The following is a 17,542-nucleotide window of genomic DNA, read 5'->3' on the forward strand; positions in this document are numbered from 1 at the left end:
ATATTATGAAACATGGGACTTCGAAGGAAGTTCATCTTTTTTTTTCATGGAAACATCCGGGTCAGCATATGCAGGCTCTTTTACCATTGAGGCAGTAGCAATCAAAACATCCTGTTTTCCCCAGTCCCCTATGGTGAACTTAGTTCTTACAGGAACCAGTATTCCTTCTTTACTTATAAGCGGAATCTCGCAAGAGGAAGATTTACCCTCCATTATTTCATCAAGGTTTGACAGGACGTCATCTTCCCATCCACTCGGATAAAGTTTAAGAAAATCTTTCATGAAAAGCTCCTTATCCGAATAGTTAAGCTGTTTGCGTAGTGAATCATTAGTATGAAGCACCTTTCCCTCGAGATCCATGATAAATACTATCTCATCAAGTGCATCAAGCAATGATCTCAGATAATTCTTACTTTTCTGAATCCCGGAATCATCATTCGTGCGGGAAATAATAATACCTACCTGATTAGCTATGGTCTCTATGAGGTTTCTGGAGTTAGCAGGTATTTCCAGATCCTTGTGAGATCCCAGGATCATGCCTGCAACAAGTTCATCATTGAACTTTACAGGTACGAATCCCATTGCCTGAAGCCTCTCAAATCCGAGATTTACTCCAGGTATCATTGCATTGATCTCCGAAAAATACTTGTAAACAGGATATCCTGTCGTAAAAAGGCGGGCTATTAGAGTGTTCTGGGAAAAATTAGATATGTTCTCTACAAAGCGTTCTGACAGGCCCCTATGTGCTACCAACTTGAAATCTCCGCTCTGCTCATCAACAAGATATATAGCACTGCTATCTATCGATTTTGTTTCAAGGGTAAAATCAAGCAACTTTTCAAATGTATCTTGAAGATTGCCTGTTGCACCAATAACATTATCAAAATCACATTCCAGGCGCATGAAACTGCTTGCCTGCTTTCGTTCAGTAACATCTACCACAATACCCTGCAGATAATCAACCTTTCCATGTATATCATAATGGAGCATCGTCCTCTCATCAACCCATCTAACTTCCCCGGATTTCGTAAGTACTCTATACTCCTGGCTGAAATCAGAAAAGCCTTCCTTTGAAGCCCTGGCGACTTCCTGGCGAACCCTTTCAAGATCCGAAGGGTGTATAATATCTCCGTAAATCAGCTTGCCTGTAAGGAAATCTTTAACATCGTAACCGAATTGTGAAATATTTTCCGAAACAAACTCTACTGGCCAATCCTTTTCAGCCTTCCATAGAAAAACAACAGCAGGACTTGAGCTCATCACAGATTCCAAGACCCTGCGCATTTTTAAGGTTTCGATCAGCAGATCATCCGCCTGTTTGTACTGGACAAGTTTCCACATACCCTCCATCAATAGTGTCAACTGCCGGACATCTGATTCATCATAATCCGAATCCTTATTAGCCACCCCTACCGCTGCAACTATCTGCTCTTTGTCAAATACGGGTATTGTAACATGCCGTAACAGAACTGCATTGGGTTTAGAGTAGACCTCATCATCACGATCAAAAGCATACTTTTTGTTCACAATAACAGGCTTTCGCGCCCCTATCGCCTCACCCCAGAATCCTGTGGATTTGACAGGATGGACAAATGGTTCATCATCAACTGACGACATACCAACTTCATCAAGAGGCCATTGGTACATCTCCAGGACATTCTCAGCTTCATTTAAAAACTCAAGATAGCCGACCTTACTACCTGTAAGCTCAACTGCCATTTTGACTGTAAATTCTGCAATGTCATGCATCGGAGCATCCTGCATCTGATGAAGCTGAAGCATGGTTTCCAGACGTAATTCGTTCAAATGAATTATTTTTTCCACTCGCTTGCTTTCCCCTATGTCCTCAAGAATGCCGACACCACCTATCAGGGAACCAGAATCATCCATAATGGGTGTAAAGCTGGCTCTGATAACTACAGATTTCCCGCTTATGGCAGAGACATGTTCTCCCTCATAAAAACCAGAGTTTCCGAGGAAAACCATTTCAACAGCATTTTTCAACATTTCACTGTTTAGTGAAGAAAGGACATTAAAACCAACTATCTTTTTTATTGGTGAATCAAGTATCTGGGCACAACTTTCATTGCAATGGGTAATAACTCCACCTTCATCAAAATAAAGTATACCCACTGGAGATTTCTCAAATATTGTCTGGTATTTTTTTCCGGTCTCAAGGAGAGCTCTTTCCGTTTTTTCGAGTTCGGTATTATCGATTATAATTCCCTGGAAATGAGTGATTTTACCGCCTTCATCACGTTTTATGAAGGACCTTTCGGTAACCCAGCGGACTTCACCGGATTTTGCAAAAATTCTATAATTAAGAGCAAAATAGGAAGTATTCTTTTTTTCCGAATGCCTCGCTACTTCAAGATGAACCCTTTCAAGGTCATCAGGATGAACAATATCCCCGTAAAGCAATTTTCCGGAAAGGAAATCTTCGGGAGTATAGCCCAACTGGGCAACGTTACCTGAAACTGATTCAACTGGCCAGTTGTCTACTGCTTTCCATAAAAAGGAAATCACAGGGCTACTGTTATAAACAGCTTCCAACTTCTTGTCTATAGGTGTTGCAGCAGACATCATTCTCCCATAAGTTTTCTTTTTACCGGAATCTCCAAAGTAGAAAATTGTTATCACCCTATTCTTGGACTTAATAGACTTTAATGTTATTGCTGCACCGCATGTACTATTCATATATTTTGCGAAACTGTTTTACCAAGTATTAGACCCTATAGAGTCAACTCTTGACTTGGAACCTACATAAATAGATAACGCCCGTAAAGCAATTTCATTCTATTTATTTGTAATCCTCAAATAATTCATACTAAAAAAAAATCAGAGACGTAAGCCGTTGTCAAATCCAATAAATAACCAAAGCAATATATTTGCCGGGAATAGGACAAGCAAATTCTTTTTAAAGGAGTGTTGAAGAATTTGAAAAGAAGAATATTATCATCATGTGCTTCTACACATAATGATACTTCACAAAATTGGCGGAAACCCCGGGAATTTAACCCGGCTGAACGGATTTAGAGTCCATTCGATCAACTTGATCTGATTTCCACATGAATGGATTGTATCAAGAATCAGTACGAAAAAATACTATTTATAAGTTTCCCATGAAGAATGCAGCTACAAGAAGTCAGACATTTGACATGACATCAAGCCCAAAAAAATAAGGCTTAAGTCTTTGGGATACCGATTCCCAGGAAAACAAGCCTTGTTTCGATAGGTACACCACCATCTTCATCCAGAGTAACATCTTCTCTTTTAACATCGATCTCAATATCATCATACTCGACTCCTGAATCTACCATATAATCAAGAACGAGTTTGTTGCCCAATTCCATCGCATATTTAACAGCATCCTGGTAACTTGCAAATACCTCCCTTCCTTCCTGTGAAAATACAATAATAGATCTTTCCGATTTTTCATAGAAGGATTTGACAAGTATTTCGAACCTTTTGATACCTTTACCCACCAGTGCCCCTACAGCATTTCCAACTGAAGCGTACTCAGGAACTATTATTTCCGCATCTATAAGCTCAGAGAGCTCTTCAACATAAGAACTAACAGGCCCCCCTAGGAGAACAACGGGAACGTTTGCCTTGAACTGTGACTGGAAATCACCTCTGAGGATCTTCTCGATTTCACTTTTTTCCACATCTTTGAACATGAATCCCATAAGATTCAAAGCCATATTGACAGCAACTTCTTTTTTAATATTTCTGCAAAGCTCATATTCATCCATATATGTCAGCCTTGAAAGCAGGTTTGCTCCAATCATGGAAGCTTCAACATCCCAGCCAGTATACTCCCCAAGCACATGAAGCGCATCAGTAGGAGTGAAACCTATAGCCTGAACCAATCTTTTCTGAATCAGACTATCTACACGATCAGGAGATATGGGTTTTCCAAGCCTCCAGAAAATATCATTAATACATACCGGTTCGTCTCCTACTATCTCAAATATATCCTTATCATATCCACTTAAGCCGGAAGCTTGCTTACCGGTTCGTACAAAGAACTTCGTAGGTTGTATGTTCTCTCCAAGCTGGACCCTGGAGGGTGTACGTCCGGATTTTAGCTGCTCAATGAAACCGGGGTACTTCACAGCTGCAAGACAAAGAGGCATGACCCTTCTGGGACCGATATTTACCATACGGTTCTTGATCCAAACATGGCTGTCTCCTCCCATGGCTGATGTTTCCATGCGTATGGCTTTAACCTTCGTATGCCATCCACCAACCACAGCACCTGTATCCACAAGCTCAGGAAGACCCGAATGTACAAGAGAGACATCCGTACTTGTCCCACCAACATCAATAACACTACATGTATCATTTCCTATCAAAAAAGAAGCACCCATTAAACTGGCAGCCGGACCTGAAAATATTGACTCGATTGGCCTTTTAGCAGCTTCTTCTATACTAATGACAGATCCATCACATTTGAGCATCATCAGTTTGGCATCTATACCTCTTTTCTTAATATCAGACTGGATAGCATCTATGAAGTGGCTTGCTATGGGAATCAGTTGAGCATTCAGGTAAGCAGTTACTCCACGCTCATATGCACCTAAGTCCTGAGAAAGCTCATGTCCACATACAACCGGAAGACCTGTAAGTTCAGTTACGATCTCTTTTACTTTAAGTTCATGATCTGGATTTCTCACGCTGAAATAGGAAGATACAGCAAAGGCAGAAACTTTATCCTTAATTTTCAGAATATAATTCCTGATAGCTTCAACATCAAGTCTTTGATCCTCTTTGCCGCTGATATTATGGCCACCCTCCACGACCACAAGTTCTCTGATAGGAGTGCTTTTGGGCAAAGTATGCTTTCCGACCAGAATCAAACCCACTGGATATCCTGTTTTTTCCAGTATCGTGTTGGTTGAAAGGGTGGTTGAAACAGATACCAGTTTTACATCCTTAAGGTACTCTCCATCAAGACCGTCAATCGCATTTTCAATGCCTTTCAAAAGATCGGGATAAGTTGTGAGAGCTTTATTTGAATCAATTATCTCCCTGTCCGCATTTCTTATTATCACTGCATCCGTGTAGGTTCCACCAGCATCTATTCCCAGACTATATTGCACTTCTATCACCTCGAACTCCAATTATCTTGCTTCTCCTATTCCTAAAAAGACAAGTCTTGTTTCCAGGGGTAAACCCACATCATGTACATGAATGTCTTTTTTACTGATATCGATCTTTACTTCATTCTCATCTAAACCTGAATTAGACATATATTCAAGAACAATCTTTGTTCCTATCTTTTCTCCAAATTTGACAGCTTCATGATAATCAGAAAACTCTTTTTTTCCACCCGGGTAAAAAACAACAAAGGATTTTGCACGCAGGTTATATTTGGACTCGCTAAAATTCGATTGGATAAGGACTTCCAGCCTGCTGACACCCTTACCGGTCACAGCTCCCACAGCATTGCCGACTTTTTCATTTTCAGGTATTATTATTTTTGCATCTATTATGCTGTCTATTTCACTCTGGTATGCAGATACCGGGCCTCCCAAAAGAACAACAGGAACATCGATCCTGAATCTTGCAAAAACATCTCCCTGCAATACTTTGTCAATTTCATCCCTGTCAACTTTCTCAAGGATAAATGAGACCAGATTTAACGCCATATTCCTGGCAAATCTTTTCTTGAGCTGTGTACAGAATTCGAATTCATCAATACCGATCAGGGCAGCCAGCCTACTGGCAGCTATCTTTGAAGCTTCTGCATTCCATTCATTGTACTCACCCAGTACATGAAGGGCATCAGTAGGTGTAAAACCAATAGCTCTAATGAGTTTTTTCCGGATGAGAAGATCAAGTGTCCCTGGACTCGGAAGACGGTTTTCGTTCCAGTAAATTTCACTCACAGTAAGCGGTGTTTCTCCTATTCGGTCCAGAAGTTCTTTTTCTGAAGAACTGAGCCCGGTAGGAGTTTTGCCTGTCCTGACAAAAAACTTGGTTGACTGAATATTTTCCCCATACTGGTTCCTGAGGATAACCTGACCTTTTTGGAGCTTTTCAATGATTTCAGGATAGATGGTTGCTGCAAAACACAGAGGAATTACTTTTTTCGGGCCTATGTTTGTTACATGATTCCTGACCCATACATGGCTATCCCCTCCCATAGCTGATGTTTCCATATTGATGGCCTTGACCTTTGTTTGCCATCCACCGACCATTGCTCCTGCATCCGAAAGCTTTGGAATTCCTTCATGAATTAGAGAAATATCCGTACTGGTTCCGCCAACATCAATAACTGCACAAGTTTCAAGACCTGCCAGATAAGATGCCCCAACAAGACTTGCTGCCGGGCCTGAAAAAACGGACTCTATAGGCTTTTTTAGTGCTTCACGGATGCCAACCATTGAGCCATCACACTTGAGCATCATTATGTTTATATCGGGATTTCTTCTATACAGCTCATTCTGAACTGCACTCATGAAGTCCTTCGCAACAGGTATCAGACGCGCGTTAAGATAAGCAGTAACTCCCCGCTCATATGCACCGAGGTCCTGGGAAAGCTCATGTCCGCAGACAACGGGTAATCCTGTAAGATCGGTTATCAGTTCCTTTATCTTAAGCTCATGATCAGGATTTCTCACACTAAAATAGGAAGAGACAGCAAAAGCAGATATCTTGCTTTTGACATTGGAAACGAACAATTTTACAGATTCAATGTCCAGAGGGCATATTTCGTTGCCAGAATTGTCGTGTCCTCCCTTCACACATATGAAATGCTCTATTCCAGATCTGTTAGGGATAACGCTCTCATTCACAAGTATCAGGCCTACGTTAGAGCCTGTATCCTCTAGCACACTATTTGTTGCAAGTGTGGTAGAAACAGAAGCAAAACGGACTTTTTCAAGATTTGCAGGATCAAGTCCATCCAATGAATTCTTTATACCTGCAAGCAGATCAGGGTAAGTTGTAAGAGATTTATTGAGATCAATAACCTTACCATCACTATCTCTTATTATCACCGCATCAGTGTAGGTTCCCCCGGCATCTATTCCAAGACTATACCGCATTCTACATCATTCCTTACTTTGAATATCAACAAGTACGTGCTTTGCATAAGCAATCCTGCTTTGAAGCACTTCAAAAGGTAGTTAGTAACAGCGCGATTTTTTGCAGGAATTCTACTCCTTTGTTTTACAACAAAGGAGTTGTGGAGTTGAATAACTGCAGAGACTACGGTAGTCTTAGATGGATATAGACCTTTGAATGAATATCAAAGACTACTTTTAATCTCAAACAATGCTACACACAACTCTTATTTATATTTTTTGCTAGCTTACATAAGAAGATAAACACAAATGAAACAAATTCATGCACGGTATAAGACTATAGATAGCGTTTATTTCATAATTGAGCAACGATTTACCAGGCAATGTATTGCAGAAACTTATTTATAATAGTTATTTGATCGATCCATACCAAAATTATAAATACAAGATTTTAAGACTCGATATTTTTGTCTCCTGAGCCCAAACATCATTGACAAAAAAATAAGGTGTGGTGAAATTTATTTCACCTGCATTTTTTATATTCAATATTTGTGGCTTTTTGCCATCTCGACCATTGCCTGGAGGTTTTCGGTAGGAGTCTTGCTCACAATACCACAGCCAGGACCAAGGAGACCTACTCCTGCATCCAGTACCTTCTGTGACTCTTCCTTGATAGCCTCAGGTGTCTGGTTCCAAAGCATGTTAACAGGATCGAGGTTACCGACTATGATAGCCTTCTCAACGCTTGCAACAGCAGTTGCAACATCCACGTTCTGGTCAACACTGATACCGTCCACACCTGATGATTCCATGAGTGCAAGACCCTGGGTAGTATCGCCACAGATATGCAGTACGGTAGTTACATCGAGTTCACGCATAGCATCGCAGATCTTCTTGTGATAAGGTACCACAAATTTCTCGTAGAACTCAGCGCCAATGAGCTGTGCACTTGCGGTTGGGTCAATGATGACCATTGTGTCTGCACCGTTCTCGACCATCTTTTTGGCATAAGCTACATTGAATTCGGTTGTGAATTCCATAAGAGCAAGACCGAATTCCTCGTCTGTAAAGATTGCCATGAACCAGTCATCGCCATTGAGGTGCTGGGCAAGGGAGAAAGGACCGATCATACTTCCCATGATAGGAAGTTCATCACCGTACTTGTCAGCAAGAATCTTGATAGCATCACATACAACACCGATCCTTCCCTCGTTGAGGTCATAACCTTTGAGCTTGTCGATCTCTTCTGTGTTCTTTACTACATGACCTACAACGGATGGCTGCTGTTCTCTTGTACCGTCCTTGATCTCACAGCCAAAGAATTCTGCTTCTGCGGTGATGTCAAAAGGAACACGCACAGCTTCAAAGCCGACTACGGTGTGGCCTGCTTCCGCAAGTGTTGCCATCTTTTCAGCATCGTTGTTAGCCTCGGGCCAGAACGCTCCACAGGCTTCCATCTGCTCAACGGTTCCGGTCTGGGTGACCGATATTGCAGGCATCCTGTCAATAGGCTCGCCTTTAAGCGCTCTTGCTAATCGTTCTTTTGGAGTATATTCTGTCATAAATGTAAGCTCCTGAAACAAAGTTAGCCAGCGGTGATTAGACGCTGGCCATTAGGGAAGTGATAAACTAGTTTATCACGAGGATTTAGGACTTAGAATACAAGTCCAAGCTCTTCGAGCTTCTTGCGTGCGCCTTCGTAGACCTTCACATACTCATCGGTTGGTGTTACGGTAGCGATGTCGTAACATTCCTGGAAAGTCTTACCCTCTGGTGCACTTGCATAGTCATTCTCGTAGAGTTTGACAAGAGAGTCGAGAATCTTGTTGACTTCTCCAATATCCATACCGGATGTTGCTCTTGCGACCTCTCCCATCATCCTTGCTTCCATACCTGTTGTCTTGTCCTGAACAACACCCTTTGCAGCTGCAACACCGGACAGAATCTCACGGCCGGATGCAGTGTCAGTCATGGACTGTGCGGATGCTTCAAGCAGGCACATCTCGGTACATGGACCAGCACATGGGTAGTACTGGTTACCGGAAAGCATGTCAGTGAACTCTGAGATGGTTGCACAGGTCCAGCCTGCGATCATCAGAGTTTCCCTGGTGTTGGTAGAGCCCCAGCGGATGTGCACAGGACCGTCAAGGTGCCAGCTGGCATTGCTCATAACAAAAGCATTGATGTGGGTTGCGATATCAACGATAGCAGTCTCTTCTATGCCGCCGGCATAGCCACCAAAGATTGGCATCTGCTCATCCATGATGATGTCGCTGTTACCCTGATAGTGTGCCATGACACAAACTGCGTCAAGGTCGATCTTAAGTTCATTGAGCTGGGATACTTCGTGACTATCACTGCAGACCTGGCCACCGACGCAGTCTGAAGCGATATTTCCCTGAGCGGACAGGGAAGTCTCTGGTCCCTATATGCCTATTCCTGGCCTTCCGGCCATTGCTGCTGCGGTCTTGATGAGCCTTGTCTCGGTCTTGGCAGCGAGTACTTCGTAAGGAGTCTTTGGAATTGGAGGCTTGCCACGGACAGTCATCATGACACCGTTAACGATGGTGTCGATTTCCTTCTCAAGAGCGTAGCTCATGTGAACAGGCATGAACATGTCTTCTGAGATAGGGGAACCGGTTGGACCACCCTGAACGATTGGCTTTTTCTTGTCGCCTACGTTTCTTTTCCTGACGTTTACGGAGTCACGACCGGTTCCGAGTACGAATTCCTTCTGCACGTTGTTGATTGAGTCCCAGATTTCATCCTCGGTGTATTTTACTACACGGCTTGTGTCGGTACAGAAGATACCGCACTCAAGAAGCATGTCGAAACCTGCCTTGAACAGGTTTGCCATCATGTCCTTGTCGGTTGGAACGAATTCGTTCTTGAAGTCAAGGTTGTATTTCTGTTTGAGCTCCATTGCTTTCATAGGGATTGTCATGAGGTCCCAGTCGTCCTGGGTCATTTTCTCTCCCTTCTTTGCACGCTCATAGAATTCAAAACAATCTAATGATCTTGAAAATGCCATCTTTGAACTCTCCCTTATTTCATTATCTCAAGAGCTACACGTGCTGCATCTGCTGCATTTTCTGCTGTTGCGTCTGCGCCGATTTCCTCGATCCATGAGTCGGATACAGGTGCTCCGCCGAACATGATCTTGACGTCGTCCCTGAGACCTTCTTCCTTGAGCATCTCTACTGTGTCTTTCTGACCAAGCATGGATGTTGTCATGAGTGCTGAACCCACAAGGATGAGCTTCTGGCCCTTGTTCTTTGCTACTTCTTCAACGACAGCATCGTTTGTTATGTCTACACCAAGATCGATGATGTTGAATCCGTTTGCACCGAGCATGGTTGTGACTAAACGGTGACCGATATCGTGGATGTCGCCTTCCTGTACATATGTGATTGCTGTTCCTGCACCTTCTCCGGTCTTTTCTTCTGCAAGGATAGGGGTGAGAATTTCCATTGCTGCGTTCATGGCCTTAGCGGACATCATGATCTGTGGAAGGTAGATCTCGGCTGCTTCGAACCTGTCACCGACGATCTTCATTCCGACGGAAAGACCGCCTTCGATTGCTTCAACTGCACCGATACCAGCATCCAGGGCTTCCTGGGTAGCTGCGGCACAGCCATTGATATCCTGATTGACTATAGCGTCTCTGAGTTTGTCTAAAAGTTCTTGATTGGACATGTTTTACCTCCTAAATATTCCTTTATTCGCTTTTGAAATTACGGGTAGGAATAAGGACTACATGTGCCAAATATAAAAAATGGTATAAATCATAAACTCAGCAAAACATGCTATTGATTTTGAATTTGTAAAATAGAAAAAAATATTCGTACCAATCAGAATGATTGTAATAACATTGCATTATTACAAAGCCATTGTAATTTTAATATGGGTATATTTTAAAGTAGAAGATTACAAACTACCATTAATACATGACTACTATCAGTACATCATAACATTGCAACATTGCAAATTAATGCAATATTATATGGTTTCAGGCCCTAAAAATGAAATGGAAAAACACATCGTTGAAATTCAGACTCATTCTGTACATAGTAACAGGTACCCTACTTGTGCTTGCAGCAAGCACTGCAATGACCATTTCTACTGTGACCACCCAGGAAGAGGAACTTGCCTACCAGCAATCCATAGAAATGGCCAGAAACTATGCAAATGAGTTCAATGGTGATATGGAAACAAACTTTGCTATTGCAGAAACCATAGCTGTGAGCATGGGCAGCTATGATTCTATGAGTAGGGAGGAAGCAAGCAACATGCTTCACAACCTGTTAGTCGAACATCCTCACCTGCTCGGCACATATGTTGCCTACGAACCTGACGCTTTTGACGGTAATGATCATTTATATGTGAACTCTATTGGGCACGATTCCACCGGAAGATTCATTCCTTACTGGAACAAGATAGACGGGCCCATAGAAATCGATCCTCTTCTGAATTATGAAACACTTGATTACTATCAACTGCCAAAAAGCACAAAAAATGAAGTAATAACAGAGCCCTACTATTATGAAGGGGTCTTCCTCGTAAGTTATGTTTCCCCGATAATGAAAAATGGTGAATTTGTCGGAATCGGCGGAGTTGATGTTTCACTAAATTACCTGGACGAAATTACCAGTGAAATAAAAGCATTCGATACTGGCTATGCCTTCATGACCGGTAACACCGGCATCCTTGTCTCACATCCTACCAGAAAAGAAGGGATTGGAGAAAAAACACTCTATGATCTTGGAATTGAAGAATTCTCAAAAGCTGCAGATGATATTAAAGAGGGAAAAAGCGGCCATGTTGAAACCATCGATCCTATTACAGGTAAAGAAGTGGTAATGTTTTACGAGCCAATAGAAACAGGCAATTTTTCATTTATTTTGGTAATTCCGAAAGATGAGATGCTCGCAGGCGTACATACCCTCAGTGACAAACTTTTGCATATATCTTTTGTCGCCATAATTTTCATGGCCGGAATCTCATACCTCATAGCACTGTCCTTCACAAGACCTATCAAAGAAATTGTTAGTGATTTTAAGAGTATATCAAATGATGCAGTGAGAGGAAAACTTGACTCAAGGGCTGAAACAGATGTGGAAAGCGACTTCAAGGAAATACCAATGGGTCTCAATGAAATTCTTGATGCTGTAATAACACCTATCCGTGATACTATAAGACTTACAAACGCACTTGCTAAAGGAAATCTTAGCGAAAGATCCCATTTGAATGTAAAGGGAGAATTCAGACAACTTGCAGATACACTGGATAATTTTGCCGAATTACTCGATACTATAATTAAAGACTTAAGCCAGGTGCTTACATCAGTACAGAAAAACGATTTTTCAAGAGAAGTACAGGTATATGGAGGAGGTGATTTCCGGATACTGACAGAAGGAATCGAGAAAACGAGAGAAACACTGTCAAGAATGATGGATGAGCGTGAGAAAATCGAGGAAATACGCAAAAAAGAGATACATCACCGGATAAAAAATAATCTTCAAGTCATCTCAAGCCTGCTAGATCTTGAATCTGATAAATTTGAAGATGAAGAAATTATCGAAGCTTTCAAGGAAAGCCAGAACCGTGTGATATCTATGGCTCTGGTACACGAAGAACTTTACAGGTCACAGGATATGGAGAGCATAGATTTTTCCGATTATCTCGTAAAACTTGTTAACGAGCTATTATATTCATATGCAATTAACAAAGAGTGCATTAAAGTTAAAATGAACGTTGATCCCACTTTCCTTGACATGGATACTGCCATTCCTCTGGGTATGATTGTAAATGAACTTGTCTCGAATTCATTCAAACATGCATTTAAGCCCGGGGAAAAAGGAGAGATATACGTTTACTTGAATCTTGAAAACAGAAAACTGACATTGACAGTTGGGGACAATGGCGTAGGTTTCCCTGATGATATCGATTTCAAAGAGACTGAATCCCTGGGGTTACAATTGGTCACAACCCTGACATCCCAAATCGATGGTACCATTGAACTCGACAGAAGCAAAGGCACAAAATTCAAAATAATTTTGAAATAACGGAGAATTAAGGTGAACTCATGGAAGATGTAAAAATTCTTGTAGTAGAGGACGAAAGCATCATTGGTCTTAATATAAAGAAAAAACTGAAAAGTTTCGGATACACTGTACCAGCTATAGTAGCAACCGGAGAAGAAGCTATCAAGATGGCAGAGATAACTTTTCCTGACCTCATTTTAATGGATGTGAGGTTGAAGGGGAATATGAACGGAGTGGAAACTGCTGAGGAAATCCGCAAAAAATTTGACATCCCGATAATCTATCTCACTGCATATTCGGATGATGAAGTACTTGAAAAAGCAAAAAAAACAAAACCTTACGGATACATTGTCAAACCTTTCAAGGCAAATGACCTGCGTAGCAATATTGAAATGGCATTATACAGACATAAAATGGATAAAAACACGCAGGATGAAAATTGACATGGCAGCACATAGACTTTTTGAATAAGAATATTCAAAAGAAATAAGATGTTTAAAAGATAAAGTTGCAGTAGTTGATGCAAATGAACGGTTCACTAATAGACATAATTCTCAATTCTGAAAAAAGGAAAAATGTTCTGCTTCTTCTAGTAGAAGGAGAAAAAAGCCGTGAAGAAATAAAAACAAGTCTAAACGTTACATCTACAGCTCTTATTCCCCAGATCAAGAAACTCAAAGAACATGGCCTTGTAATCCAGAATGGAGACTATTACATCTTAACCAATATGGGAAAAGTGCTCGTAGCAAACATGATGCCTCTTTTGAATGCAGTGGATGTTTTTGAAGAGAACAGCGGTTATTGGTTGAATCGTGATCTCAAAGGAATTCCCGAACCACTGTTAAAAAGATTCGGTGAGCTTGGCAACTGCGTTATTATTGAGCCTGATCTTAACTACCTTTTTGAGTTTCCGAAGGAGTTTACGGAAAATATAGCCAAATCCAGCTATGTGATGGCATTTAATGCTTATTTCCATCCCGAATATCCTGCCCTCTACTCAAGTCTTGCCGAGAAGGGAATCAATGTCTCCCTTATTGTAACAAGTTCCGTCCATGAAAGAATGAAAAAAGACTATTCGGAAGATATGAAAAAATTCATGGATTTTGAAAATACTGAGATGCTTGTATCAGGTGAAAAGACAGGACTTGCGACATTGGTCAGCACAGATCGCTTCCTTTTCCTTTGTTTCTTTAACAACCAGGAACAATATGACCATACTATTCTTATGAGCTTTAACAGTAATGCGCTCCAATGGAGTAAGGAATTGTTCTCCTCTTTTAAAACTAAAGCAGAAAAAATTTCTTAAGCACAATTAATTGAGAAAGATACAATCTAGACTGCTGATATTCTCCAGCTAACTGTCAGTTCAAATCTGTTGAATAATTGGAGTTAAGACAATAAAAAAAGTATACGATGAACTCTTTTTAGAGTCCATCACTACTATTTTAATTTCAGGAAGCTTGTGACTCTGCCTGTTTTGTAACATGGTTCTCATGTTGTGAGTAATACCACATGGGTATGTACAGACCCAGTACAAGAATTCCTACACCAGTAGAGAACCAACTTCCTTCGATACTGTTGAGGTAAATAATACCGATCAAACAGAGAGGAAGGTTGAACAGACCAAACATCAATGCAACATTCTTCCAGCCAGAAGGTGCTTTGAAAGGCCTTTCAAGACCTACAAGATGTGGATCTGCCTTTGCTTTTACGTATGCAAAAAGACTGATACCGTTTGCACAAACGTATCCTATAGCGGATGCTGCGAGGATAGCTGTTGGAGTACCCATTGAAATGAGTGCCAGGTTGAAGATACCGATAACAACCATTGCCAGTATAGGAGTACCGTGGGAATTAACTCTACCGAATACTCTTGGAAGGTTTCCTTCAACTGCCATTGAGTGCATTGCCCTTGCAGAACCAAGGTATGCAGTCTGGATGATGAGGACCATTGCAGCAATGAGCATTACGATAGCAATCGTTGAACCCATGTCACCAAGAGCGATCTGTGCAACAGGAAGCATAGGGTCGATTGGTGCATTAGCAATTCCATCAATACCGAGTACACCGGTAACTGTGGTCTGTACGATTACAAATGCCAGAAGACAAATTGCACCACAGGTAAAGAGTGCTTTTGGTACATCCTTGCCTGGATTTTTGTACTCAGGACCATAGATAGCTGCTGTTTCCCATGCGCATGCACTCCATTGTGCCATTGCAAAGATACCCAACAGGATCAGAATGCTGTTCAAATTCCATACCCAGTCGGTTGGCAACCAGGTGCTGGTGATATTTGTAAGTACGAAATCACCTGTTGCATATGGTGCCAGTGCAATAATAATCAATGGAACAAATGCCAATGCTGCGAGGATATAACCTACCAATGCGCCGCTTGAGACACCACGGTAGTTAATAAGTATAAGAGCTCCGAATATAACAATACCTGCAGCCAATGAAAGCTGGTATTCACTGAAAGTATTTGCCAATGAAGGGAACAAGCTGTGCAGGTAAAAACCTACAAGAATGGCAAAGATAGCAAGCACGGGATTCCAGGCAAACCAGTAACTCCATGCACTGAATCCACCTATTAGTTTACTTTTGTCATACTTTCCCTTGAAGTTTGGTGTTTTGAAGACATTTTGTGCAAATCCGGGAAGACCAGATGCCTTCGGGAAAGTTGTTGCAAGTTCACCGTAGGCCAGATTCTGCATGAAACCCTGGAACACAGAGAGTCCCCATACAATAATAGCAGCCGACCATAGCCAGCTAGCAAAGTATCCGATTGATGGCAAGATAAGCAGAGGCACACCCACAGCAATTGCAAGACCCTGTTTCCAGTCTATCGAACGTTCAAGTCCGCTATCGTCACCGGTTTCGCAAACCACTTTGGAGCACTGTTCTGCATGGTGCCAGTCTATTCCTTCTTCTTTATCCATTTATATTCACCCCTTGTTTAGAGAATAATCGATACAAGTACCTGCCAATCAAGACAGGTACAAGTACCTTTTAAGCTTCCAAAAACAGCCGCCGGCCGGATTCGGAAGCAGATATTATTTACTCTACCTGCTGTCTAAACTGCTCACAACTGTTGATCTTAATATCCAAGATCTTCTCGATGTTCATCTTTGCTGCAATTCCCTTTGGAGCTCCTGCAACAGAAGTGATTACACCGATACCAAGCTCTTCTCTGAGTTCCCTCATGACATACTCGTCACTGAGGTCAAGAGTTGAAACTTCCAGTTTCTTTGCAACGTATTCCTTTGCTTCTCCAATTCTCATGTTCTTCTCGAACTGCATCCTTGCAACAAGGTCTCCTGCTGCCCTGATACCGCTCATTCCGGAAGCCATTATGTGAGAGATCGGCATACCCACTGGGTCGCCGACCCCTATCTATATACCATCGACGCCAGCAATTTCGACCATCGCCTTGCTGGCCCTTGAAACAGCGTCAATTGGAGGGGTCTCGAACATTGGAATACCGCCTACACCCATACCCATGTCTACATGACATGGAAGTGGTGAAGCTTCAACAGCTGCCTTGATGAATGTAACAGCTCTTCCAAGGTTCCATGCTGCACTTTTGCTGGTATTTGTGTTCACAACAGGACCGAATACGTTTGCACCGGCCTTTGCTGCCAATGGAGCCTGCTGGTGTGGCCACAGACCTGCAAGTACTGTACCGTCGTATTCCATCTCACCGTGAAGACCGAGCAGAAGTTCTCCTGCCATACCTGCTTCAATGTAGATGTCAGGGTACTGCTCTCTCAATGCCTCGATTGCATGGAGGGATGCGAACATGTCACCGTCTCCTGCAGCACCAATTGTATCGAAGTTAACACCGTCTGCACCGGATGCCATGAGTCTCTGCATGATCCAGACAATGTCCCTTGTAAGGTGCTCAGCTGAATGTTCCATGGATTCCTGTGCTTCTCTGATCTTGAAAGCCTTCATCAGATCTCCTGGGTTCTCGAAAGGACCATCAGGAGTGTAGTAAAGACCCATGTTTGGCATTGCACCGTAGAGAAGAGGAACTATCATGTTCTGCTGGCAAACTTCCATGGTCTGCATTTCCTGTGCAATGACAGGTTTTACTGGCTTGAAACTGTAGTCAATATGGCCCAGTTCCATTGTGTCAGCACCAAATGCCCTCTCGTGCATCATTGCACCAACGAGCCTGCTGGATGGAATACCTACACCACTGTTACCCTGGTCACCATCGATTCTGATGGTACCGATATCGTGGGTTACAGGAACTTCCTTACCTGCTTCAACACCAACCATTCTAGCTGGCATTGTCATAATCTCAACAAGCTTGTCAAGTTCATCTTCACTAAGGTTGGGGATTTCTCCAAGGTCTGCAGCATCTGCCATACCTTCCCTGAGGTCTGCCATGATCTGCTCCTTTGTCATGGAGATTCTTTTTCCGTCTCCCATTCTCAATGCATATTCTGTTGTCATGAATAA

9 protein-coding genes and 2 pseudogenes are annotated in these 17,542 nt (G+C 42.1%); 3 read left to right on the plus strand and 8 right to left on the minus strand.

Annotated elements, in window-relative coordinates; translation table 11 throughout:
- Nucleotides 1-3: 3 nt before the first annotated feature.
- The 6 genes and pseudogenes from V7O62_RS08905 to V7O62_RS08930 all read right to left on the minus strand — a co-directional run bounded on the left by V7O62_RS08905 (nt 4) and on the right by V7O62_RS08930 (nt 10,730).
- Nucleotides 4-2,640, minus strand: a complete 2,637-nt coding sequence (locus tag V7O62_RS08905; protein ID WP_406655949.1) for a PAS domain-containing protein — start codon at nt 2,638-2,640, stop codon at nt 4-6.
- A 545-nt stretch (nt 2,641-3,185) separates the two neighbouring features.
- Nucleotides 3,186-5,105, minus strand: a complete 1,920-nt coding sequence (locus V7O62_RS08910) for a hydantoinase/oxoprolinase family protein (RefSeq protein ID WP_406658277.1) — start codon at nt 5,103-5,105, stop codon at nt 3,186-3,188.
- 21 nt (nt 5,106-5,126) lie between these two features.
- A complete protein-coding gene (locus tag V7O62_RS08915) occupies nt 5,127-7,055 on the minus strand; it encodes a hydantoinase/oxoprolinase N-terminal domain-containing protein (protein ID WP_406655950.1) in 1,929 nt (642 codons plus the stop codon).
- Between the two features lie 521 nt (nt 7,056-7,576).
- On the minus strand, nt 7,577-8,596 hold the full coding sequence (mtbA, locus tag V7O62_RS08920) for a methylcobamide:CoM methyltransferase MtbA (protein ID WP_406655951.1): 1,020 nt from the start codon (nt 8,594-8,596) through the stop codon (nt 7,577-7,579).
- Between the two features lie 92 nt (nt 8,597-8,688).
- A pseudogene (locus V7O62_RS08925) lies at nt 8,689-10,065 on the minus strand (monomethylamine:corrinoid methyltransferase).
- Nucleotides 10,066-10,079: 14 nt separating this feature from the next.
- Nucleotides 10,080-10,730 carry a methyltransferase cognate corrinoid protein gene (locus V7O62_RS08930; protein WP_406655942.1) on the minus strand — a complete coding sequence of 217 codons (651 nt, stop codon included), beginning with the start codon at nt 10,728-10,730 and terminating at the stop codon, nt 10,080-10,082.
- A 326-nt stretch (nt 10,731-11,056) separates the two neighbouring features.
- Here V7O62_RS08930 and V7O62_RS08935 point away from each other — a divergent pair, with 326 nt between their 5' ends.
- The 3 genes from V7O62_RS08935 (at nt 11,057) to V7O62_RS08945 (ending at nt 14,384) form a co-directional block, all read left to right on the plus strand.
- Complete coding sequence (locus V7O62_RS08935; RefSeq protein WP_406655952.1) at nt 11,057-13,099, plus strand: histidine kinase dimerization/phosphoacceptor domain -containing protein; 2,043 nt, start codon at nt 11,057-11,059, stop codon at nt 13,097-13,099.
- A gap of 20 nt (nt 13,100-13,119) precedes the next feature.
- A complete protein-coding gene (locus V7O62_RS08940) occupies nt 13,120-13,521 on the plus strand; it encodes a response regulator (RefSeq protein ID WP_406655953.1) in 402 nt (133 codons plus the stop codon).
- A gap of 83 nt (nt 13,522-13,604) precedes the next feature.
- On the plus strand, nt 13,605-14,384 hold the full coding sequence (locus V7O62_RS08945; protein WP_406655954.1) for a helix-turn-helix transcriptional regulator: 780 nt from the start codon (nt 13,605-13,607) through the stop codon (nt 14,382-14,384).
- Nucleotides 14,385-14,529: 145 nt separating this feature from the next.
- Here the strand turns inward: V7O62_RS08945 and V7O62_RS08950 are convergent, their stop codons facing one another.
- Both V7O62_RS08950 and mtbB read right to left on the minus strand, forming a co-directional pair.
- Nucleotides 14,530-16,014: an APC family permease gene (locus V7O62_RS08950; RefSeq protein WP_406655955.1), complete on the minus strand. Its 1,485-nt coding sequence runs from the start codon at nt 16,012-16,014 to the stop codon at nt 14,530-14,532.
- Nucleotides 16,015-16,132: 118 nt separating this feature from the next.
- Nucleotides 16,133-17,536, minus strand: a pseudogene (gene mtbB / locus V7O62_RS08955) ([dimethylamine--corrinoid protein] Co-methyltransferase).
- Between the last annotated feature and the right edge of the window lie 6 nt (nt 17,537-17,542).

Origin of the sequence: Methanolobus sp. ZRKC2, assembly GCF_045291185.1 — an archaeon.
In the GTDB taxonomy this organism is placed as follows: Archaea; Halobacteriota; Methanosarcinia; order Methanosarcinales; family Methanosarcinaceae; genus Methanolobus.

Coding starts and splice junctions, on each gene's coding strand:
- V7O62_RS08915 (WP_406655950.1), bottom strand. CDS start 7,055: ATGCGGTATAGTCTTGGAATAGATGCCGGGGGAACCTACACTGATGCG.
- mtbA (WP_406655951.1), bottom strand. CDS start 8,596: ATGACAGAATATACTCCAAAAGAACGATTAGCAAGAGCGCTTAAAGGC.
- V7O62_RS08930 (WP_406655942.1), bottom strand. CDS start 10,730: ATGTCCAATCAAGAACTTTTAGACAAACTCAGAGACGCTATAGTCAAT.
- V7O62_RS08935 (WP_406655952.1), top strand. CDS start 11,057: ATGAAATGGAAAAACACATCGTTGAAATTCAGACTCATTCTGTACATA.
- V7O62_RS08940 (WP_406655953.1), top strand. CDS start 13,120: ATGGAAGATGTAAAAATTCTTGTAGTAGAGGACGAAAGCATCATTGGT.
- V7O62_RS08945 (WP_406655954.1), top strand. CDS start 13,605: ATGAACGGTTCACTAATAGACATAATTCTCAATTCTGAAAAAAGGAAA.
- V7O62_RS08950 (WP_406655955.1), bottom strand. CDS start 16,014: ATGGATAAAGAAGAAGGAATAGACTGGCACCATGCAGAACAGTGCTCC.